Here is a 20,343-nt window from a genome sequence, read left to right on the forward strand (position 1 = left end):
GGCCATGTTCTTCAATCTGCTCGTTCCCTTCGCCGACGAATTTTCGCCGCTCAACGTGTTCCGCTATCTCACGTTCCGCTCGGGCGGCGCCGTGATGACCGCCTTGCTGATCTCGTTCCTGTTCGGCGAGCGCATCATCGGCTGGCTCAAATCCAAGCAGCCCGAGCCGCCGATCCGCGAAGACACGCCCGAGCGCCACGCGCTGACCAAGAAGGGCACGCCCACGATGGGCGGCGTCTTGATCCTGCTGTCGCTCGGCGTTTCGACGCTGCTGTGGGCGGATCTTAGCAACGGCTACGTGTGGGCGGTGCTGCTCGTCACACTCGGCTTCGGCGCCATCGGCTTCTACGACGACTATCTGAAGCTGACCAAAAAGAACTCGAAGGGCCTCGCGGGCCGCTGGAAGCTCGTGCTGCAGTCGCTGATCGCGTTCGTGGCGACGGCTTGGATCGTGTCGCTGACGCGCGAACCGCTCGACACGCAGCTCGCCATTCCCTTCGTCAAGGACATGCTCGTCAATCTCGGCTGGTTCTTCATGCCCTTCGCGATCTTCGTGATGGTGGGCTCGTCGAACGCCGTAAACCTCACCGACGGGCTCGACGGATTGGCGATCGTGCCGGTGATGATCGCGGCCGGCTGCTTTGCGGCGTTCGCCTACGTCGCAGGCAACGCGATCTTCGCCAACTATCTCCTGATCCACCACGTGCCGGGCTCGGGCGAGCTTGCAGTCGTGTGCGCGGCCATCGTCGGCGCTTCGCTCGGGTTCCTGTGGTTCAACGCGCCACCTGCCATGGTGTTCATGGGCGACACGGGCTCGCTGTCGATGGGCGGCGCACTGGGCAGCATCGCCGTCATCACCAAGAACGAGCTCACGCTCGCCATCGTCGGCGGGCTGTTCGTGGTCGAGGCCGTGTCGGTCATCGTGCAGGTCGCTTCGTTCAAGCTCACCGGCAAGCGCGTATTCCGCATGGCGCCGCTGCACCACCATTTCGAGAAGAAGGGCTGGGCCGAGCCCACCATCGTGATCCGCTTCTGGATCATTGCCTCCATCCTCGCGCTCGCGGGTCTCGCGACGCTGAAGCTGCGGTGAGGGCATGATCGAAGTCTATCCCTTCGCAGGCTATCCGGTGGGCGTGCTGGGGCTCGGCAAATCGGGCCTTGCGACGGCGCGCGCGCTGATGGCATCGGGGGCCGAAGTCTGGGCGTGGGACGACAGCGAAGACCGCCGTGCTGAAGCGCGCGCACTCGAAGTACCCCTCGTCGATCTCGGCACAGCCGACCTTGCCGAGCTCACGAGCCTCGTGATCTCGCCCGGTATTCCGCACACGCATCCGGCCCCGCACCCGGTTGCGGTGCGCGCGAAGGCGGCCAAGCTCGAACTCATCTGCGACATCGAACTGCTCGTGCGGTCGCAGCGGGAAGCCGCCTATATCGGCATCACAGGCACCAACGGCAAATCGACGACGACGGCGCTGATCGGCCACGTGCTGCAGACGGCCAAGCGCGCCGTCCAGGTTGGCGGCAATATCGGCACGGCCGTTCTCACGCTCGATCCGCTGGGCGAAAACGGCGCCTTCGTGCTCGAACTGTCGAGCTACCAGCTCGAGCTGGTGCCGACGGCCGTGTTCGACATTGCCGTGTTCTTGAATTTGTCGCCCGACCATCTCGACCGCCACGGCGGCATGGACGGCTATATCGCGGCCAAGAAAAACATCTTCCAGCGCCAGACGCGCCCGCGCGTCGCCGTGATCGGCCTCGACGACGACTATTGCCGCAAGATCCACGCCGAGCTCGTCGCGGCCGACGACCAGATCGTGATAGCGGTTTCGGGCATGGGTGCGGTCGCAGGCGGCGTCTATGCGCAAGACGGCACACTGCTTGATGCGCGCAGCGGTGTCCCCGTCGCGATCTGCGATCTTGCGGCGTGCGCTTCCCTTCCGGGCGCGCACAACCATCAAAACGCAGCCGCCGCTGCCGCCGTCGCCCTGCAGATCGGCATTCCGGCCGCGACGATTGCGGCAGCGCTCAAGAGCTTCCCGGGTCTCGCCCATCGCCAGGAGCGCGTCGCATCGGTCGACGGCGTGCTATTCGTGAACGACAGCAAAGCCACCAACGCCGACGCGGCCGCGCGTGCGCTCGGTTGCTACGAGACGATCTACTGGATCGCGGGCGGCCAAGCCAAAGAAGGCGGCATTGAAGCGTTGCGGCCGCACTTCAAGCGCATCGCCAAGGCCTACCTGATCGGTGCAGCCGCGAACGACTTCGCAAAGACGCTCGGCAACGTGCCGCACGAAATTGCGGGTGACCTCGACACGGCCGTGGCGCACGCGTTTGCCGACGCCAAGCAGGACGGCAAATCCAATCCGGTCGTGCTGCTGTCGCCCGCTTGCGCCTCGTGGGACCAGTTCAAGAGCTTCGAGCATCGCGGCGATCGTTTCCGGTCGCTGGTCGAAGGCTTGCGCGGGGTGGCCGCATGAACTTCGCGCGCGCCGACAATTCGGTGATGGCCCGTTGGTGGTGGACGGTCGACAAATGGCTGTTGCTCGCCCTCGCCCTGCTGATCGGCACGGGTGCGGTGCTGATCATGGCGGCCTCGCCTGCGGTGGCCTCGCGCGTCGGCCTCGACATGTTCCATTTCGTGCGCAAGCAGCTGCAGCTGCTGCCGCTGGCGGCATTGATTCTGGTCGGCGTGTCGATGCTGGAGCCGCGCCAAGTGCGCGCCCTTGCCCTTGCGGGCTTTCTTGCGAGTCTCGCTTTCGTGGCCCTGACCTTCTTGGTGGGCACCGAAATCAAGGGTGCCAAGCGCTGGATCAGCCTGCCCGGCTTCTCGCTGCAGCCCTCGGAGTTCCTGAAGCCGACCTTCGCGGTCGTCGCGGCGTGGCTGTTCGCGCTCTCGCGCAAGCACGAACGTTTTCCGGGCGACACGATCGCGATCGCACTCTACGCGCTGGCGATCGGGCTCCTGCTGCTGCAGCCCGATATCGGCATGGCGTTCGTGGTCACGTGCGTGTGGTTCGCGCAGTTTTTCCTCGCGGGCTTGCGCATGCTCTGGGTCGTGGGCCTCGTGGGGGCCGGTGGGGGCGGTGCCGTACTTCTCTATATGCTGTTCCCGCATTTCGAGAGCCGCGTGAATCGCTTCCTCGATCCGGCCTCGGGCGACACGTTCCAGGTCAACATGGCAATGGAAGCCTTCATGAACGGGGGCCTCATGGGCCGCGGCCCCGGCGAAGGCCGCGCCAAGAGCCTGCTGCCGGATGCACATTCGGACTTCATCTTCGCGGTCGCGGCCGAAGAGTTCGGCCTGATCTTGTGCCTCATCGTCGTCGGGCTCTACGCGTTTGTGGTGCTGCGCGGCTTTGCGCGCGCACTCCAGGAGACCGATCTGTTCGTGCTGCTCGCGGTCGCGGGCCTCAGCGTGCAGTTCGGCGTGCAAGCGCTCGTCAATATGGGCTCCACGCTGCATCTCATCCCGACCAAGGGCATGACCTTGCCGTTCGTGAGCTACGGCGGCTCGTCGCTGCTGGCGATCGCCCTCGGCATGGGTTTCGTGTTGGCACTGAGCCGCAAGCGCTTCGGTGCGGGAGAAACGCTGTGAGCGCGCCGCTTGTGATCCTCGCAGCCGGCGGTACGGGCGGCCATGTGTTCCCGGCCGAAGCTTTGGCGGGTGCGCTTGCCGCGCGCGGCTTTCGCTTGGCCCTCGTCACCGACGATCGCGGCTCGGCCTATGGCGGCACGCTCGGCAGCCTCGAAACCCATCGCCTGCCGATCCGGAAAATGACCGGCACTCTGCTGCGCCGTTTGATCGGGGCTGCAAGCTTGCTGCCGGGCTATTTGGCGGCACGCCGCCTGCTCGCGAAGCTGAAGCCTGCGGCCGTGGTCGGCTTCGGCGGTTATCCAAGCCTGCCGACGATGTTTGCGGCCGCGCCCAAAGGCCGCACCGCGATCCACGAACAGAATGCCATCCTCGGCCGCGTCAACCGCCTTGTCGCGGGCCGCGTCGATACGGTCGCAACGTCGTTTGCCGAAACCAAGGGTGTGGGGGCAAACGCCGTGCTCGTCGGCAATCCCGTGCGTGTTGCCGTGCAAGCTTTGCGCGACAAAGCTTATGCACCGCCCGCAGCGGGCGAAAAACTGCGCCTGCTCGTGACCGGCGGCAGCCAGGGTGCGTCCGTGTTCGGGCGCGTGGTTCCCGCCGCCTTGGCGCTTCTGTCGCCCGACCAGCGCCAGCGCATTTCGATCGTGCAACAGACGCGCGCCGAAGACGCCGAAACCGTGCAGACGCACTACCGCACGCTCGGCCTTGAAGCGACAGTCGCCCCCTTCTTCGCCGATCTGCCGCAGCGTATGGCCGACGCCCATCTCGTGATCGCGCGCGCAGGTGCTTCGACCGTGGCCGAGCTTGCCTGCATCGGCCGCCCGGCGTTGCTCGTCCCCTACATGCACGCGACCGACGACCACCAGACCGCCAATGCGCAAGCCCTTGCCACGACCGGGGCTGCTTGGCTGATCCCCGAGCCGCAATTCTCGGCCGACGATCTTGCGGCACGCCTTTCGAACCTGCTGGCTGCGTCTTCGCCCCTCGGCGAGATGGCAAAAGCCGCGCACGGCTTCGGCCGGTCGGATGCCGCCGAGCGCTTGGCCGATCTCGTGCAGCGACTTGCGGAGGGCACACGATGAGAGCGCTGCCGTTGGACATCGGCCTTATCCATTTTGTCGGCATCGGCGGGATCGGCATGAGCGGTATTGCCGAAATCCTGCACAATCTCGGCTACAAGGTCCAAGGCTCGGACCAGTCCGACAGCGCGAACGTGAAGCGGCTTGTCGGCCTCGGCATTCCTGTCGCGATCGGACATCGCGCCGAAAATCTCGGCGGTGCCGAAGTCGTCGTCGTCTCGACGGCCGTGAAGCCCGACAATCCGGAAGTGCGCGGCGCGCGCGAGCGCCTCGTTCCCGTCGTGCGGCGTGCCGAAATGCTGGCCGAACTCATGCGCCTCAAATGGGCGATCGCGATCGCCGGCACGCACGGCAAGACCACGACCACAAGCCTCGTGGCCGGCATGCTCGAGGCAGCCCAGTTCGATCCCACGATCATCAATGGCGGCATTCTCAACGCCTACGGCACCAATGCGCGGCTGGGCTCGGGCGACTGGATGGTCGTCGAAGCCGACGAGAGCGACGGCACCTTCATCAAGCTGCCCGCCACGATCGCGGTCGTGACGAACATCGACCCCGAGCATCTCGACTATTGGGGCACGTTCGATGCGGCGCGCAAAGGCTACCAGACCTTCGTATCGAACATTCCGTTCTACGGCTTCGCGGCGATGTGCATCGACCATCCGGAAGTGCAAGCGCTGATCGCGAACACGCAAGACCGCAAGATCCTCGCCTACGGCTTCTCGCCGCAGGCCGATGTGCGCGCGGTCGATATGCGCCTCGACGCCTCGGGCGGCCATTTCGACGTGATGCTGTCGGGCCGTGCGGGTCCTGAGCGCACGCTCAAGAACATGCATCTGCCGCTCGTCGGCCGCCACAACGTCGAGAACTCGCTTGCCGCCATCGCGGTTGCGGTCGAGATGGGCATCGACGAGGCGACGATCCGCAAGGGTCTTGCCGGGATCAAGGGGGTCAAACGCCGCTTCACGCGCACGGGCATGGGGGCCGGCATCACGGTCATCGACGATTACGGCCACCATCCGGTCGAAATTGCGGCCGTGTTGCGCGCGGCACGCAGTGCGACGTCGGCGGGCGTGGTCGCCGTCGTGCAGCCGCATCGCTACACACGGCTCAAATCGCTGTTCGACGAATTCTGCACCTGCTTCAACGACGCCGACGCCGTGATCGTGGCCGATGTCTATGCGGCCGGCGAAGCGCCGATCGAGGGCGTTTCCAAAGAAGCGCTCGTCGAAGGTTTGCGCGGCCACGGGCATCGCAAGGTCGTGGCCCTCGAAAGCCCCGACGCACTCGCCGCCACGGTGCTGGAACTGGCACGCCAGGGCGACATGGTCGTGTGCTTGGGGGCCGGCACCATCACGCAATGGGCCTACGCGCTGCCCGATGCGCTCGAAGCGCTGGAGGGCCGCAAATGATGGTCGAGACGCGGTCGCTTCGCCTGGTCGAGCGTTTGCCCAAGGTGCGCGGGCCCTATCGCGCCAATGTGAGCCTTGCTCAATACACGTGGTTCCGCGTCGGCGGCCCGGCCGAGATCCTGTTCAGACCGGAAGATGCCGACGATCTTGCGGCGTTCATGGCAGGCAAACCCGCCGACGTGCCGGTGACGGTGCTGGGCGTGGGCTCGAACCTGCTCGTGCGCGACGGCGGCATTCCGGGCGTGTCGATCCGGCTTGGCAAAGGTTTTGCGGGCCTCACGCGCGACGGCGACATTTTGCGCGCCGGGGCCGGCTGCCTCGACGCCAACGTCGCTTTGCAGGCAGCACACTGGGGCATGGGCGGGCTTGAGTTTCTGTCCGGCATTCCGGGCACGGTCGGCGGCGCCTTGCGCATGAATGCGGGTGCTTACGGCCGCGAAATGAAAGACGTCACACTCGCGGCAGAAGCGATCGACGCCGACGGCAATCGCCAATACGCGACCAATGGCGCCATGTGCTTCAGCTATCGGCACACCGGCATGCCGGCCGACTGGATTTTCGTCGGCGCCGAACTCAAGACCAGCAGCGCCGATCCCGCCGCCATCGCATCCGTGATGGCCGACATCCAAGCCAAGCGCGAAGCAACCCAGCCGGTGCGCACGCGCACGGGCGGATCCACCTTCGCGAACCCGACCGAGGCGAGTGCCGCGCACACCAAGGCCTGGGAACTGATCGACCAGGCGGGCTGCCGCGGCCTTGCGCGCGGCGGGGCCATGGTCTCGGAAAAACACTGCAACTTCCTTGTGAACACCGGCAACGCCACGGCGGCCGAGATCGAAGATCTCGGCGAAGAGGTGCGCGCGCGCGTGTTCGCCAAATTCGGCGTCGAGCTGCGCTGGGAGATCAAGCGCATCGGCGTGCGGTTGGAGAAATCCCAATGACCCGCGTTCTGCTACTCAAAGGCGGTCTGTCGAGCGAGCGCGAGGTGAGCCTCGTGTCGGGGGCGGAATGCGCCAAGGCGCTGCGCGCCAAAGGCTATGTCGTGGACGAGCACGATTTCACGTCGCTCGACGGCTTGATGGCCGCCCTCGCGACAAAACCGGACGCGGTTTTCAACGCGCTGCACGGCCGCTATGCCGAAGACGGCACGATCCAAGGCGTGCTCGATCTCGCGGGCATCCCGTACACGCATTCGGGCCTGCTCGCCTCGGCGGTGGCGATGGACAAGCCGATGGCGCGCAAGATCTTCGCGGGCCACGGCCTGCCGGTCGCCGAAGGCGGGGTATTCCACCGCGAAGACGTGCTCGCCGGCCGTGCAATCCCCGTCCCCTTCGTGATGAAGCCGACGAACGAAGGCTCGAGCGTGGGCGTCAAGATCGTGCTCGATGCAAGCGACCTTGCCGCCCTCGCGCGCGAAGCCTGGCCGTTCGACGAGGAAGTTCTCGTCGAAGCCTACATTCCCGGCCGCGAGCTCACGGTTGCCGTGCTTGGCACCAACGGCTCGGCGCAGGCCTTGGGCGTGCTCGAAATCCGCCCCAACAACGGCTTCTACGACTACACGGCCAAATACACGGACGGCAAAGCCATCCATCTGTGCCCGGCGCCCATTGCAGCGCAGGCTTATGCCAAGGCGATGCAGATCGCCCTCGAAGCACACCGCGCTTTGGGTTGCCGCGGCGTGAGCCGGGCCGACATTCGCTACGACGACACAAGCGGCGAGCCTGGTGCTTTGTGCCTGCTCGAAGTCAACACCCAGCCCGGCATGACGCCCTTGTCGCTGGTTCCCGAAATCGCCGCCGCCAGCGGCATAACGTTCGCCGATCTGTGCGCGCGTCTGGTCGAAGATGCGCGGCACGACGGGCCGCGCGCGAGGCTCAATCCATGACTCTGCGCCGCACATCCAAACCCAAAAAGCCCGCGCGCCGCTTCGGCTGGCGCCGCCTGCTGTCGTGGCATCCGTCGCAGCGCGTGCTCAAAACATCGCTTGTCCTTTTGGTTGCAGGATCGCTCGGCGGCGGTTTTGCGTGGGCGTGGCAGCGCGGCCTGCCGCAAGCGGCGGGCGATCTGCAGGACGAATTCGCCGAACGTACGCTCGCGGCCACTGCGCGCGCGGGCCTTGCCGTGCGCGACGTTCTGGTCGAAGGCCGCGTGCAGACCGATCCGCGCGATCTGCGCGCGGTCCTCGATGCGCGGCGTGGCGCGCCCATTCTTGCGTTCGACCCTTACGCCGCCAAAGCCGAGCTCGAGCAATTGCCGTGGGTGCGGCGTGCTTCCGTCGAACGCCGCCTGCCCGACACGATCTTCGTCCGGCTTGAAGAGCGCATCCCGCTCGCGCTGTGGCAGCGCCAGGGCCGCTTCGTCGTGATCGATTCCGAAGGTGTGGAGATCGCAGGTACGGATCCCGCGCGCTTTGCCGACCGTCTCGTCGTGGTCGGTGACGACGCACCCGCACATGCAAGCGCCTTGATCGCGCTGCTCGAGACCGAGCCGCAGATGCTGCAGCGCGTGTCGGCCGCCGTGCGCGTGGGCGGGCGGCGCTGGAATCTGCGTCTCGACAACGGCGTGGACGTCAATCTGCCCGAAGCCAATGCCGGGGCCGCCTACGAGCGCCTCGCCCAGCTCGTGCGCGAAAACGGCCTTATCGACCGCAATCTCGTCGCGGTCGATCTGCGCCTGCCCGACCGCCTGATCTTGCGCGTCGGCAAAGACGCGACCCCGCCTGCTCAAACCCAGCCTGCGCAAGCTCAGCGCCGGCCCAACCGACCCACGTAAAGGAGCCTCCCCGTTGGCCAAAAGCAAACGCAAGTCGCGCAGCGGTCTGGTTGCCGTGCTCGATCTGGGCTCGACCAAAGTTTCGTGCTTCGTCGCCAAGGCCGATGCCGACGGCAATGCGCGCGTCGTGGGTATCGGCCACCAGATCAGCCACGGCGTCAAAAGCGGCGCCATCGTCGATCTCGACGAGGCCGAACATTCGATCCTGTCGGCCGTGTCGGCAGCCGAGCAAATGGCGGGCGAAACGCTCAAGAGCGTCGTCGTCAATCTCATCGGCGGCCAGCCGCAATCGCGCACCGTCCCCGTCGAAGTCGCGATCGCCGGCCACGAGATCGGCGACCACGATCTGCGCAAAGTGCTCGAGCAAGCGCGCCAGACGCAGCTCGCCCCCGAACGGCGCCTCATCCACCAAATCCCCGTCGGCTTCACGATCGACGGCAGCCGCGGCATTCGCGATCCGCGCGGCATGTGCGGCGAGCGGCTCGGCGTGAAGATGCACATGGTCACGGCCTCGGCCGCTTCCGTGCGCAATCTCGAAAACGTCGTCGCCCGCTGCCATCTCGAAGTCGAAGACGCGGTCGTTCCCGCCTATGCGGCAGGCCTCGCCTGCCTCGTCGAAGACGAGATGGATCTCGGCAGCTGCATCGTCGACATGGGTGGGGGCACCACGTCGCTTGCCGTGTTCTTCGACGGGCATTGCGTGTTCGCCGACACGATCGCGGTCGGCGGGGCGCACGTGACCAACGACATCGCGCGCGGTCTTTCGACTCCGCTTGCGCATGCCGAGCGCATGAAGACGCTGCACGGCAGCTGCATCCCCTCGCCCGCCGACGAGCGCGAAATCATCGACGTGCCGCTGGTCGGCGAAGAAGACCAAGCGCAAGCCAACCATGTGCCCAAATCGATCCTGACCGGCATCGTCGCCCCGCGCCTCGAAGAAACCTTCGAGATGGTGCGCCAGCGCCTCGAAGCCTCGGGCTTCGACCGCGTGGCGGGACGGCGCGTTGTGCTCACGGGCGGCGCTTCGCAGCTGCAAGGTGCACGCGAACTTGCCGCCATGGTTCTCGACAAGCAGGTGCGCATGGGCAAGCCCGTCCGCCTGCAAGGACTTGCCGACCAGACAGGGGGCCCCGCCTTCGCCGCATGCGCGGGCCTCGTCGCTTTCGCCCTTGCCAAGGGCACCGAATCGCTGCGTCCTGACGCCGCTCCAACACCGGGAGTGGGCCTGTTTGGGCGCTTCGGAATGTGGCTGCGGGAGAATCTCTGATGCCCACAGCCAAACGCCAACCCAGCAATCGCACCCTTACCCAACGGAGGTAACGACCATGGCCATCACTCTTGGAACAATCCCGGGCGAACTTAAGCCGCGCATCACCGTCGTCGGTGTGGGCGGTGCAGGCGGCAATGCCGTCAACAACATGATCCGCGCGCGCCTCGAAGGCGTCGAGTTCGTCGTCGCCAACACCGACGCGCAAGCACTCGGCCAGTCGATCGCGGAGCGCAAGCTGCAGCTCGGCGTGGGCGTCACGCAAGGTCTGGGTGCGGGCTCGCGCCCCGACGTAGGCCGCGTGGCGGCCGAAGAATCGATGGGCGATCTTCTGGAGCACATCCAGGGCTCGCACATGGTGTTCGTCGCCGCCGGCATGGGCGGCGGTACGGGTACGGGTGCCGCCCCGGTCATCGCACGCGCTTGCCGCGAGCACGGTATTCTCACCGTGGGCGTGGTCACCAAGCCCTTCCACTTCGAAGGCACGCACCGCATGAAGCTTGCGGAAGCGGGCATTGAAGAACTGCAGCAGACGGTCGATACGCTCATCATCATCCCGAACCAGAATCTGTTCCGGGTCGCCAACGAACGCACGACCTTCGCCGACGCCTTCAAGATGGCCGACGACGTGCTCTATTCGGGTGTGCGCGGTGTGACCGACCTCATGGTGATGCCGGGCCTCATCAATCTCGACTTCGCCGACATCCGCTCGGTCATGGGCGAGATGGGCAAGGCGATGATGGGTACGGGCGAAGCCGAAGGCGACAGCCGTGCGATCGACGCCGCCCAGAAGGCGATCTCGAACCCGCTGCTCGACGACGTGTCGATGAAGGGTGCGAAGGGCGTGCTCATCAACATCACCGGCGGCATGGACATGACGCTGTTCGAGGTCGACGAAGCGGCCAACCGCATCCGCGACGAGGTCGATCCGGAAGCCAACATCATCTTCGGTTCGACCTTCGACGAGACGCTCAACGGCCGCATGCGGGTGTCGGTCGTGGCGACGGGCATCGATGCCGCTGCCGCCGTCCAGCCCAAGCCGCAGACGACTGTGGTGAGCTTCGCGCGCCCGGCCGCCCGCCCGACCGTCCCGGCACCGATGACGACGACGGCCCCTGCCGCCGTCGCGGCCGCCACGTCCATCCCGGCCATGCCGAATATGGTCCCGGCCACGGTCGCCCAATCGGCACCGATCCAGCAGACGGCCACCGCCCTCAAGCTCGAGGCGGCCCCGATCCCGGTGTTCGAAGCGGCCCCGCTTGCCGCCCCGGCCTTGCCGCTCGCGGTCGAACCGGCCCCGGTCGCGGCCCAGCCGGTCGCCCCGCAGCCGGTCGAGGCGTATATCCCGCCCAAGCCGGTTGAAGTGGCGCAAGCGGCGGCAAGCCCGGCCAACCCGTTTGCCGAGGCCGAGTTGGTCAACGCCGCCAAGACGGCCGCCCCGGCCGCCAAGCCTGCCCCGCGCAAGGTCTCGCTGTTCGAGCGCATGACCCGCACGGGCCAGGCCCGCAGCGAGGCGGCCCCGGCCGCCGCCGAACCGGTGCGTAGCCAGCCCACGCTGGCCGCCCCGATCGGCGCCATGACCCTACCGACGCAACCGGCCGCAGCTGCGGCCCCGGCTCCCGCGACGGCTCCGGCGGCCCCGGCCACAAGCCAGCCGCGCCTTGGCGGGCTTGACCCTGCTGACCGGATCCAGAGCAAGACCGAAGACGACCTGCTCGAAATCCCGGCCTTCCTGCGCCGCCAAGCCAACTAAGTGCCTGACGTGCAAAAGCGACTTGCAACAAGTCGCAACAAAAGGTGACTTGAGGCCCCGCGGTTGGTCTTGTACCAACCTTCGGGGCCTCAAACGTTTTTGGGCCCCTCGAGTCGCCGGGAAGAAGGACCGCACAGCAGCGTTGTGCATGTGGTAGGTCTCCGCACCGGACAGGAGTAGCAAGTGCTGGGCAATCGTTCGACCAAGCCGCGCCCGATCGCGCAACGGACTTTGAAGGGGCCGATCTCGTGCACCGGGACGGGCTTGCATTCCGGGCGCAAAGTCACGATGCAGCTGCTGCCCGCCCCACCCAATCACGGCATCGTTTTCCGCCGCCGCGACATTGCGGGTCCGGCCGGCATCCTGAAGGCCGACTACCGCAATGTGCGCGACACGCGCCTGTGCTCGATGCTGATCAACGAAGCGGGTACCCGCATCGGCACGGTCGAGCATCTGATGGCCGCACTTTACGGTGCGGAAATCGACAATTTGATCGTGGAAATCGACGCCGACGAAATTCCGGTTATGGACGGCTCGTCGGCCCCGTTCCTGTTTCTGTTCGAATGTGCGGGCACCATCGAGCAAGCCGCCACGCGCCGCGCCATCGAAATCCTCGCCCCCTTGACGATTCAAGACGGCGACGCGCGCCTCGAGCTGCTGCCTGGCAAGGGTTTCTCGGCCGAATTCGAGATCGACTTCCAAAGCGACGCGATCGGCCGCCAGCGCCTGAACGTAACGCTCGATCCGGCCGCCTTCCGTCAGGAAATTGCGCGCGCCCGCACCTTCGGCTTCGAGCATGAAGTGGCCCAGCTGCGCGCCATGGGGCTTGCGCGCGGCGGCTCGCTCGACAATGCCGTCGTAATCTCCGACGGCCGCATTCTCAACGAAGACGGGCTTCGCTTCGAAGACGAGTTCGTGCGCCACAAGATGCTCGACCTGGTGGGCGACCTCTATCTCGCCGGCGGCCCGCTGCTTGGCCATGTGCGCGCCACGCGCACCGGCCACCGCCACAACAACGCGGCCCTCCATGCGCTGCTCGGCAATCCGCAGGCCTGGCAATGGCGCGACGTGACGGCCGAAACCTACCGCCGCGCCAGCGGCGTGCGCCTGGCGGTCCAAGCGTCCGAGTGACGCTGGCTAAGCCCCGCCCCATCCTGCCCCGCCAAAGCGGGACTTAAAAATCTGCCCCGGATGCGCTATATAAGCGGGATGGACATGCCGCTTCGCCGTCGCCCGATTCGTTCTTTTCTTGCCGTCGCCCTCGTCGGCGTGGCGCTGGCCGCGTGCGGCGAAAAAGAAGAGGTCTATGTCGAAAAGCCGGTCGAGGAACTGTACAACGCGGCCGTAAACGCCATGGCCTCTGGCAACTATGTGCGCGCGGCCAGGCAGTTCGACGAGGTCGAGCGCCAGCACCCCTATTCGGTGTGGGCCACCCGCGCCCAGCTCCAGGGCGCTTACGCCCACTACCAGAACAACAAATACGACGACGCGATCGTGGCGCTGGACCGCTTCATCCAGCTCAACCCGTCCAACCGCGACGTCGCTTACGCCTATTATCTGAAGGCGTTGTGCTACTACGAACAGATCACCGACGTGGCGCGCGACGCGCGCATGACCGAAGACGCGCTGCAGTCGCTGCAGGAAGTGGTGCGCCGCTTTCCCGAAAGCACCTATGCGCGCGACGCGCGCGTGAAGATCGACCTCACCTACGACCATCTCGCGGGCAAGGAAATGGAAGTCGGGCGCTTCTACCAGCGCCGCAACCAGGCCCTTGCTGCGATCAACCGTTTCCGCACGGTGGTCGAGAAGTTCCAGACCACCAGCCACGTGCCCGAGGCTTTGCATCGGCTTGTGGAGAGCTACATGTCGTTGGGCCTCGTCGACGAGGCGCGGCGCACGACGGCCGTGCTCGGCCACAATTATCCCGGCAGCGAATGGTACCGCGATTCGTTTGCGCTGGTCGGGACCGGCGAAATGCCCAGGGACGAGCGACCGGGCATGGTCAATCGCACGCTGAACGCGCTCAATCCGGTCAACCTGTTTTAGCCGCAACGGGGCCTTTCGATGCCGCGCGCCCAACGAGTCATATCCGAACAAACCATGATCGAACCGGCCATTGCCGAAGCGATCCCGAGCGCCGATGTGCGCCGCTTCCCTCTGCGGCCGGTGTCGGCTACATCGATGGCCATGCTTGCCCATCTGTCCATTCGCGATTTCGTGCTGATCGACCGGCTCGATCTCGGTTTTGCCGCCGGCCTCTCGGCACTGACGGGCGAAACGGGGGCCGGCAAATCGATCCTGCTCGATGCGTTGGGCTTGGCGCTGGGCGGCCGGGCAGATGCCGGCGGCGTGCGCAAAGGGGCAGCGAGCGCTTCCGTATCTGCGAGCTTCGAGGTCGATGCGGGCCATCCGGCCTTGGCGCTGTTGGCCGAACAAGGCCTCGCTTTGCCCGAAGACGGTGCGCCGTTGATCCTGCGGCGTGTGCTGTCGGCCGACGGGCGCAGCCGCGCTTTTGCCAACGACCAGGCCTGCTCGGTCGGGCTGCTGCGCCAGTTGGGCGGCATGCTCGTCGAAATCCACGGCCAGTTCGATACGCACGGCCTGTTCGACCCGGCCACACATGCCGGCCTGCTTGATGCTTGGGCAGGCCTCGGCCGCGATGCCGCAGCCGTCGCCGCACGCTACGCCGGATGGGCGGCCGCCCGCCAAGCCCTTGCCGACACGCAAGCGGCAATCGCGAAAGCGCGGCTCGAAGAAGACTATCTGCGCCATGCATTGGCCGAGTTCGAAACGCTGGCCCCGCAGCCGGGCGAAGAAAAAACGCTCGCCGAATCCCGCGCCATCCTGCAGGCGCGCGAGAAGCTCGCCGAAGCCTTGGCCGAAGCGCGCAGCGAGCTTGAAGGCCAGCGCGGCGTGGAAAGCGCTTTGCGCGCGGCCCAACGTTCGCTCGAGCGCGTCGCCGCCCATGCGGGCGAACGTTTCGACAAGGCGATCGCTGCCCTCGACCGGGCAGCCAGCGAAACCATGGATGCCGCCGCCGAGATCGAAGCGGCGGGCGATGCGCTGTCCGAAGGCGGGGCCGATCTCGACAAGACCGAAGAACGGCTCTTTGCGCTGCGCGCCCTTGCGCGCAAGCATCGCACCAGTGTGGATGCACTGGCCGACCTCCAAGCCGAGATAGCGGGCAAGCTTGGGGCCCTCGACGACGGCGAGGCAGGCCTCAAGAAACAAGCCCAGGCCGAAGCGGCCGCAAAGGCCGCGTATCTTGCCGCCGCCAAGGCGTTGTCGGCAGCGCGCAACACGGCGGCAGGCAAACTCGACAAGGCGTTGGCCAAAGAATTGCCGCCGTTGAAGCTTGAGAAGGCGCGCTTCCGCACGCGCCTTAGCCCACGCCCTGAAAGCGAATGGGGCCCAAGCGGGCTCGATGCGATCGCCTTCGAAGTGGCGACCAACCCCGGCAGCGAGCCGGGCCCGCTCGCCAAAATCGCCTCAGGCGGGGAAATGGCGCGCTTCATGCTCGCCCTCAAAGTCGTGCTCGCCAAGGCCGACGCCAAGCGCGGGCTTGTCCCCGCCTTGGTGTTCGACGAGGTCGATGCCGGTATTGGCGGGGCCGTGGCCGCCGCCGTCGGCGAGCGCTTGGCGCGGCTTGCGGGCGAAGCCCAAGTGCTCGTCGTCACGCACAGCCCGCAAGTCGCCGCACGCGCCGATACGCATTTGAAGGTCGCCAAGACCGCGACGGCCAAATCCGCCGCCACGAGCGTCGGCGTGCTCGATCCCGCGCAGCGCCGCGAGGAGATTGCGCGCATGCTGTCGGGGGCGAGCGTCACCGACGCCGCACGTGCGGCGGCCGACGCACTCCTGGCCGGGACGGGCTGATGGCGGCCGATACCTCGAAAATCTTGGTCGAGGACCTCACGCGCGCGCAAGCCAAGACCGAACTGGGCCGACTTGCCAAGCAGCTGGCCCGGCTCGATCTCGCCTACCACGCCAAAGATGCGCCGCTGGTCGAGGATTCCGAATACGACCTGCTCAAGCGGCGCAACGCCGCCATCGAAGCCCGCTTTGCCGATCTCAAACGCGGCAACTCGCCGTCCGACAAGGTGGGCGCACCGGCTGCCGCAGGCTTTGCCAAGATCCGCCACGACGTGCCGATGCTCTCGCTCGACAACGCCTTTGCGGCCGAAGACGTGCGCGAATTCGGCCAGCGTCTGCGCCGCTTTCTCGATTTCGGCACAGACGACGCTATCGCTTTCTCGGCCGAGCCCAAGATCGACGGGCTGTCGATATCGCTGCTCTACGAGGACGGAAAATTCGTGCGCGCCGCCACGCGCGGCGACGGCGAAGAAGGCGAAGACGTGTCGGCCAATGTCCGCACGATCGGCGAGATCCCGGTTAAGCTTTCGGGCAACGCGCCGGCGCGCATCGAGGTGCGCGGCGAGATCTACATGACCAAGGCCGATTTCCTGGCGATGAATGCGCGCCAGGCGGCGGCCGAGGAAAAGACCTTCGCCAATCCGCGCAATGCCGCGGCAGGCTCCTTGCGCCAGCTCGACGCGAGTGTCACCAAGACCCGGCCTTTGCGCTTCTTCGCCTATACGCTGGGCGCCTATGACGGGCCTGCCATCGACAGCCAGACCAATCTGCTCGAGCGGCTGCGCCACTGGGGCTTCACCGTCAACGAACGTGCGCGGCCGTGTGCTGACGAAGAAGCGCTGCTGGCCTACTACGCCGAGATCGGGCGCGATCGCGCGTCCTTGCCCTACGACATCGACGGCGTCGTCTACAAAGTCGATCGGTTCGATCTGCAGCGCCGTCTGGGCTTCGTGTCACGAAGCCCGCGCTGGGCGATCGCCCACAAATTCCCGGCCGAACGCGCCGAGACGACCTTGACCAAGATCGACATCCAGGTCGGCCGCACGGGCGCCCTTACGCCGGTGGCGATCCTCGAGCCCGTCAATGTCGGCGGCGTGCTGGTGGCGCGCGCCACCTTGCACAACGAAGACGAGATCAAACGCAAAGACATCCACGAAGGCGACCGCGTGACGGTGCAGCGGGCGGGCGACGTGATCCCGCAGATCGTGGAGGCCGTGCGCACGCCCAATTCGTGCGCCTTCGTCTTTCCGGAGAAATGCCCGGTCTGCGGTTCGGCCGCCATCCGCCCGCCCGGCGAAGCCATTCGGCGGTGCACAGGCGGGCTCTCGTGCGATGCCCAAATCGTCGAACGCCTGCGCCATATGGTTTCGCGCGGGGCCTTCGACATCGAAGGGCTCGGCGAGAAAAACATCGAAGAGTTTTTCGCCCTCGGCTGGCTCAAACAGCCGGCCGATCTGTTCCGGCTCAAGAGCCACGCCCCCGTGCTCGAAAAGCGCGAAGGCTGGGGCGAAAAATCCGTGCAGCGGCTGCTCGCCGCCATCGATGCGCGCCGCACATTGCCGCTCGAGCGCTTCATCTTCGGCCTCGGCATTCGCCAGGTCGGCGAAGCGACGGCGCGATTGCTGGCAAGCCACTACGGCACGCTCGCCCATTGGACCGAAGCGATGGACAAGGCGGCCGCCGAGTTGGCGGCGTTCACGGGCGAGAAACGCAAACCCGAACTGGTCGGCGAAGCGTGGAAGGAACTCGTCGCGATCGACCAGATCGGCGACGCGGTCGCAAGCGACATCGCCGCGTTTTTTGCCGAGCCGCACAATCGAACCGCCCTCGACGATCTGGCGAGCGAGACGAAAGCCGCCCCGTTCGAAAAACCGGCCGCGACCAACGAAGCGGTGGCGGGCAAGACGATCGTCTTCACCGGCACGCTTACGACGATGAGCCGCGACGAAGCCAAAGCGGGCGCACTTGCCCTCGGCGCCAAAGTGGCGGGCTCGGTTTCGAAAAAGACCGATCTCGTCGTGGCGGGTCCGGGGGCCGGCTCCAAACTTGCCGAGGCCGAAAAACACGGCGTGGCCGTGATCGACGAAGCGGCCTGGCGCAAACTCGCCGGGCTCGACTGAGCCATGCCAAGCGTGACCACCACCGCCCCCGACGGCAGCGTTCTGACCGTCCATGTCTATGCCGGCGACGAACTCGGCGAAGACTATTCCTTCGCCGACATCGTCGAGGCGTTTGGGCTGGGCTGCCCAGTCGAAGGCGGGCTCGAATTCACGCGCAAGGAGCTGCGCGATCTTCTCAATTTTGCCAACGCCTATTCCTTCGACCATCCCGAAGGCTTTATCGAAATGTGCCTTGAGGTTGCAAGGACTGCCGCGACTTTGCCGGGCGAGAAGCTGGTTTTCCATAGCGATTTCTAGAGCGGGGCGGTTGCAGCTTTGAGCCACGCCTTCGTCGCGTCTTCGACCAAGGGGCCGATTTCGGCGGCCACGCGCGCATGGTAGGCGTCGAACCAAGCAAGTTCGCCCGCATCGAGCAGATCGCGATCGACGAGATTGCGGTCGATGGGGGCAAGGGTGAGTGTTTCGAAACCCAGCATCGCGCGTTCGGCGGCCGGCGCTTTGGGCAGATCTGCGACCGCGACGAGATTTTCGATGCGAATGCCGTAGGCCCCGGTTTTGTAGTAGCCGGGCTCGTTCGACACGACCATGCCGGGCTGGAGCGCCACGCTGTTCGGCATCTTGGAAATGCGCTGCGGACCTTCGTGCACCGAGAGGAACGCGCCCACGCCGTGGCCCGTGCCATGGTCGTAATCGAGGCCCGCGTCCCACAAAGCGCGACGGGCCAACACATCGAGCTGCGAGCCCGACGTGCCCGCCGGAAAGCGCGCGCGGGCGAGCGCAATATGGCCCTTGAGCACGCGCGTGAAGCGGTCGGCCACTTCGCGCTTGAAGCCGTCTTCGAGAGTACCGATCGCGATCGTGCGCGTGATGTCGGTGGTGCCGTCTTCGTACTGGCCGCCGGAATCGACGAGATAGACCATGCCGGCGCTGAGAACCTTCGCCGTCGCCGGCGTGGCGCGATAATGCACGATGGCGCCGTTGGGCCCGGCACCCGAGATCGTCGAAAAACTCGTGTCGCGAAGGCAGCCGGTTTGTTTGCGGAATTCGAGCAATCGGTCGGCCAACGCAATCTCGTCGTATTTGCCGCTGCCGCCTTCGGCCGCAAGCCACGCAAGAAACCGCGTGACGGCGGCCCCGTCGCGCACATGGGCAGCACGAATGCCGGCGAGTTCCTGCGGATTCTTGCAGGCTTTGGGCAACGCGCACGGGCAGACATCGCGGGTGAGGACCGCCCCGCTGTCGGCGAGCCTCTGGTCGATCCAGGCCGAGGCCGTGAGCCGGTCGGTCAACACGCGGGCTTTGGCAGCCCCCAACGCATCGAGCGCCGCGCCCAACTCGTCGGGCCGACGAATGCGCACACCATTGCCCAGCGCCGCTTTGGCAGCGGGCGTGAGTTTTATCGGTTCGATGAACAGATCGAGCGGCTGGGCCGCATCGGCGGGCAGGATGGCAAAACCCAACGCCACGGGCGTATGCGGCACATCGCCGCCGCGCAAATTGAGCAGCCACGCCAGACTGTCGGGGGCCGAAATCACGGCCGCCGCGAGCTTGTCGGCGGCCAGACGCGACGCGATCTCGGCGCGTTTTTCGGCGGCCGACTTGCCTGCATAGGCAACGGCCTGCGGCACCACGGGGCCCAAGGGTGCGAGCGGCCGGTTGGCCCACACGGCATCGACCGGATTTGATGCAAGCGCCACCAACACGGCCCCAGCCTTGGCGCACGCTTGGCGCAACCGCTCGGCCGAATCGGTCGAATGCAGCCACGGGTCGTAGCCGATGCGCATGCCTGCGGCGGCATTGGCGGCAAGCCACACGGCGGGCGGATTGTCGACGAGATGGCAATATTCGAACAATTTTCCGTCGACCTGGTCGCGAACCTGCAGCGTGTAGCGCCCGTCGACGAAAATTGCCGCCTGCGCCGCCAGCACCACGCACGCGCCGGCCGAGCCCGAAAAGCCCGTCAGCCACAAAAGCCGCTCGGCACGCGGGCTCACATATTCGCCTTGATGTTCGTCGCCGCGCGGAAGCACGAAACCGTCGAGCGACTGGCGTTTCAGTTCGGCGCGCAGATCGGCGACGCGGGCCGGAACCCAAGCGCCGTCGGCGAGCCCGTCGGATCGGGTCGCGGCGAGTTCGGATTTCAACGCTTCGAGCTGCGCTTTGAGCGCGTCGGACGCATCGGCTGCAACCAGAACATGCCAGGCGTCGGGAACAAACGCCGGCGGGGCCGCCAGCACGCCCGCCACAAGCCGCCGTACGCCGGCAACGTCGAGAGCGGCCGTGTGCTTCGCCAAAAGACGCGCCAAAACTTCATCGCCCTGATAGCTCATGCGGCACACCGAAACGCGTTTGGGGGGTTGAACCATGGGATCGAATTCGAGCATATCCGCCACGAATCTGAAACAAGCCATGCAAAATTAGGCAAAATCTGGGCGAATCCATGCGAATTGCGCATTGCTGCATCGCAATATT

Annotated in this window: 16 protein-coding genes; 15 read left to right on the forward strand and 1 reads right to left on the reverse strand. The window is 66.1% G+C overall.

Translation table 11 applies throughout. The annotated features are described in order from the left end of the window. Positions 1-4: 4 nt before the first annotated feature. The 15 genes from mraY to O9320_17495 all read left to right on the forward strand — a co-directional run bounded on the left by mraY (position 5) and on the right by O9320_17495 (position 18,168). Positions 5-1,090: a phospho-N-acetylmuramoyl-pentapeptide-transferase gene (gene mraY, locus O9320_17425; GenBank protein ID MCZ8312628.1), complete on the forward strand. Its 1,086-nt coding sequence runs from the start codon at positions 5-7 to the stop codon at positions 1,088-1,090. 4 nt (positions 1,091-1,094) lie between these two features. Beyond that, on the forward strand, positions 1,095-2,477 hold the full coding sequence (gene murD, locus O9320_17430; protein ID MCZ8312629.1) for a UDP-N-acetylmuramoyl-L-alanine--D-glutamate ligase: 1,383 nt from the start codon (positions 1,095-1,097) through the stop codon (positions 2,475-2,477). Then, positions 2,474-3,595, forward strand: a complete 1,122-nt coding sequence (locus O9320_17435; protein ID MCZ8312630.1) for a putative peptidoglycan glycosyltransferase FtsW — start codon at positions 2,474-2,476, stop codon at positions 3,593-3,595. Before murD ends, O9320_17435 begins: the two co-directional genes overlap by 4 nt. Next, positions 3,592-4,677, forward strand: coding sequence for an undecaprenyldiphospho-muramoylpentapeptide beta-N-acetylglucosaminyltransferase (gene murG, locus O9320_17440; protein ID MCZ8312631.1), 1,086 nt, complete (start codon positions 3,592-3,594; stop codon positions 4,675-4,677). Before O9320_17435 ends, murG begins: the two co-directional genes overlap by 4 nt. After that, positions 4,674-6,086 carry a UDP-N-acetylmuramate--L-alanine ligase gene (murC, locus tag O9320_17445; GenBank protein MCZ8312632.1) on the forward strand — a complete coding sequence of 471 codons (1,413 nt, stop codon included), beginning with the start codon at positions 4,674-4,676 and terminating at the stop codon, positions 6,084-6,086. The genes murG and murC overlap by 4 nt, the downstream gene beginning before the upstream one ends. Beyond that, positions 6,086-7,027 (forward strand): UDP-N-acetylmuramate dehydrogenase, encoded by a 942-nt coding sequence (gene murB / locus O9320_17450; GenBank protein ID MCZ8312633.1) that lies wholly within the window; start codon positions 6,086-6,088, stop codon positions 7,025-7,027. Before murC ends, murB begins: the two co-directional genes overlap by 1 nt. Next, the gene (locus O9320_17455; protein MCZ8312634.1) at positions 7,024-7,971 is read left to right on the forward strand and encodes a D-alanine--D-alanine ligase; all 948 of its coding nucleotides are present in this window, start codon (positions 7,024-7,026) and stop codon (positions 7,969-7,971) included. Before murB ends, O9320_17455 begins: the two co-directional genes overlap by 4 nt. After that, the gene (locus tag O9320_17460) at positions 7,968-8,858 is read left to right on the forward strand and encodes an FtsQ-type POTRA domain-containing protein (protein ID MCZ8312635.1); all 891 of its coding nucleotides are present in this window, start codon (positions 7,968-7,970) and stop codon (positions 8,856-8,858) included. Before O9320_17455 ends, O9320_17460 begins: the two co-directional genes overlap by 4 nt. Positions 8,859-8,871: 13 nt before the next feature. Then, complete coding sequence (gene ftsA, locus O9320_17465) at positions 8,872-10,125, forward strand: cell division protein FtsA (protein MCZ8312636.1); 1,254 nt, start codon at positions 8,872-8,874, stop codon at positions 10,123-10,125. A gap of 58 nt (positions 10,126-10,183) precedes the next feature. Then, positions 10,184-11,878 (forward strand): cell division protein FtsZ, encoded by a 1,695-nt coding sequence (gene ftsZ, locus O9320_17470; GenBank protein MCZ8312637.1) that lies wholly within the window; start codon positions 10,184-10,186, stop codon positions 11,876-11,878. Between the two features lie 183 nt (positions 11,879-12,061). Then, complete coding sequence (gene lpxC, locus O9320_17475) at positions 12,062-13,009, forward strand: UDP-3-O-acyl-N-acetylglucosamine deacetylase (GenBank protein ID MCZ8312638.1); 948 nt, start codon at positions 12,062-12,064, stop codon at positions 13,007-13,009. An 84-nt stretch (positions 13,010-13,093) separates the two neighbouring features. Continuing rightward, positions 13,094-13,924 (forward strand): outer membrane protein assembly factor BamD, encoded by an 831-nt coding sequence (locus O9320_17480; protein ID MCZ8312639.1) that lies wholly within the window; start codon positions 13,094-13,096, stop codon positions 13,922-13,924. Between the two features lie 141 nt (positions 13,925-14,065). After that, positions 14,066-15,754, forward strand: coding sequence for a DNA repair protein RecN (gene recN, locus O9320_17485; GenBank protein MCZ8312640.1), 1,689 nt, complete (start codon positions 14,066-14,068; stop codon positions 15,752-15,754). Beyond that, positions 15,754-17,871 carry an NAD-dependent DNA ligase LigA gene (gene ligA / locus O9320_17490; GenBank protein ID MCZ8312641.1) on the forward strand — a complete coding sequence of 706 codons (2,118 nt, stop codon included), beginning with the start codon at positions 15,754-15,756 and terminating at the stop codon, positions 17,869-17,871. The genes recN and ligA overlap by 1 nt, the downstream gene beginning before the upstream one ends. A gap of 12 nt (positions 17,872-17,883) precedes the next feature. Further along, entirely contained in the window at positions 17,884-18,168 is a 285-nt protein-coding gene (locus O9320_17495; protein MCZ8312642.1) for a hypothetical protein, read from the forward strand. Here the strand turns inward: O9320_17495 and O9320_17500 are convergent. Beyond that, entirely contained in the window at positions 18,165-20,237 is a 2,073-nt protein-coding gene (locus O9320_17500) for an aminopeptidase P family protein (GenBank protein ID MCZ8312643.1), read from the reverse strand. The two genes, O9320_17495 and O9320_17500, sit on opposite strands and share 4 nt — an antisense overlap. Between the last annotated feature and the right edge of the window lie 106 nt (positions 20,238-20,343).

The organism is Magnetospirillum sp., from assembly GCA_027532905.1.
Taxonomy (GTDB): domain Bacteria; phylum Pseudomonadota; class Alphaproteobacteria; order CACIAM-22H2; family CACIAM-22H2; genus Tagaea.

Coding starts and splice junctions, on each gene's coding strand:
- mraY (MCZ8312628.1), top strand. CDS start 5: ATGTTCTTCAATCTGCTCGTTCCCTTCGCCGACGAATTTTCGCCGCTC.
- murD (MCZ8312629.1), top strand. CDS start 1,095: ATGATCGAAGTCTATCCCTTCGCAGGCTATCCGGTGGGCGTGCTGGGG.
- O9320_17435 (MCZ8312630.1), top strand. CDS start 2,474: ATGAACTTCGCGCGCGCCGACAATTCGGTGATGGCCCGTTGGTGGTGG.
- murC (MCZ8312632.1), top strand. CDS start 4,674: ATGAGAGCGCTGCCGTTGGACATCGGCCTTATCCATTTTGTCGGCATC.
- murB (MCZ8312633.1), top strand. CDS start 6,086: ATGGTCGAGACGCGGTCGCTTCGCCTGGTCGAGCGTTTGCCCAAGGTG.
- O9320_17455 (MCZ8312634.1), top strand. CDS start 7,024: ATGACCCGCGTTCTGCTACTCAAAGGCGGTCTGTCGAGCGAGCGCGAG.
- O9320_17460 (MCZ8312635.1), top strand. CDS start 7,968: ATGACTCTGCGCCGCACATCCAAACCCAAAAAGCCCGCGCGCCGCTTC.
- ftsZ (MCZ8312637.1), top strand. CDS start 10,184: ATGGCCATCACTCTTGGAACAATCCCGGGCGAACTTAAGCCGCGCATC.
- O9320_17480 (MCZ8312639.1), top strand. CDS start 13,094: ATGCCGCTTCGCCGTCGCCCGATTCGTTCTTTTCTTGCCGTCGCCCTC.
- recN (MCZ8312640.1), top strand. CDS start 14,066: ATGCTTGCCCATCTGTCCATTCGCGATTTCGTGCTGATCGACCGGCTC.
- ligA (MCZ8312641.1), top strand. CDS start 15,754: ATGGCGGCCGATACCTCGAAAATCTTGGTCGAGGACCTCACGCGCGCG.
- O9320_17500 (MCZ8312643.1), bottom strand. CDS start 20,237: ATGGTTCAACCCCCCAAACGCGTTTCGGTGTGCCGCATGAGCTATCAG.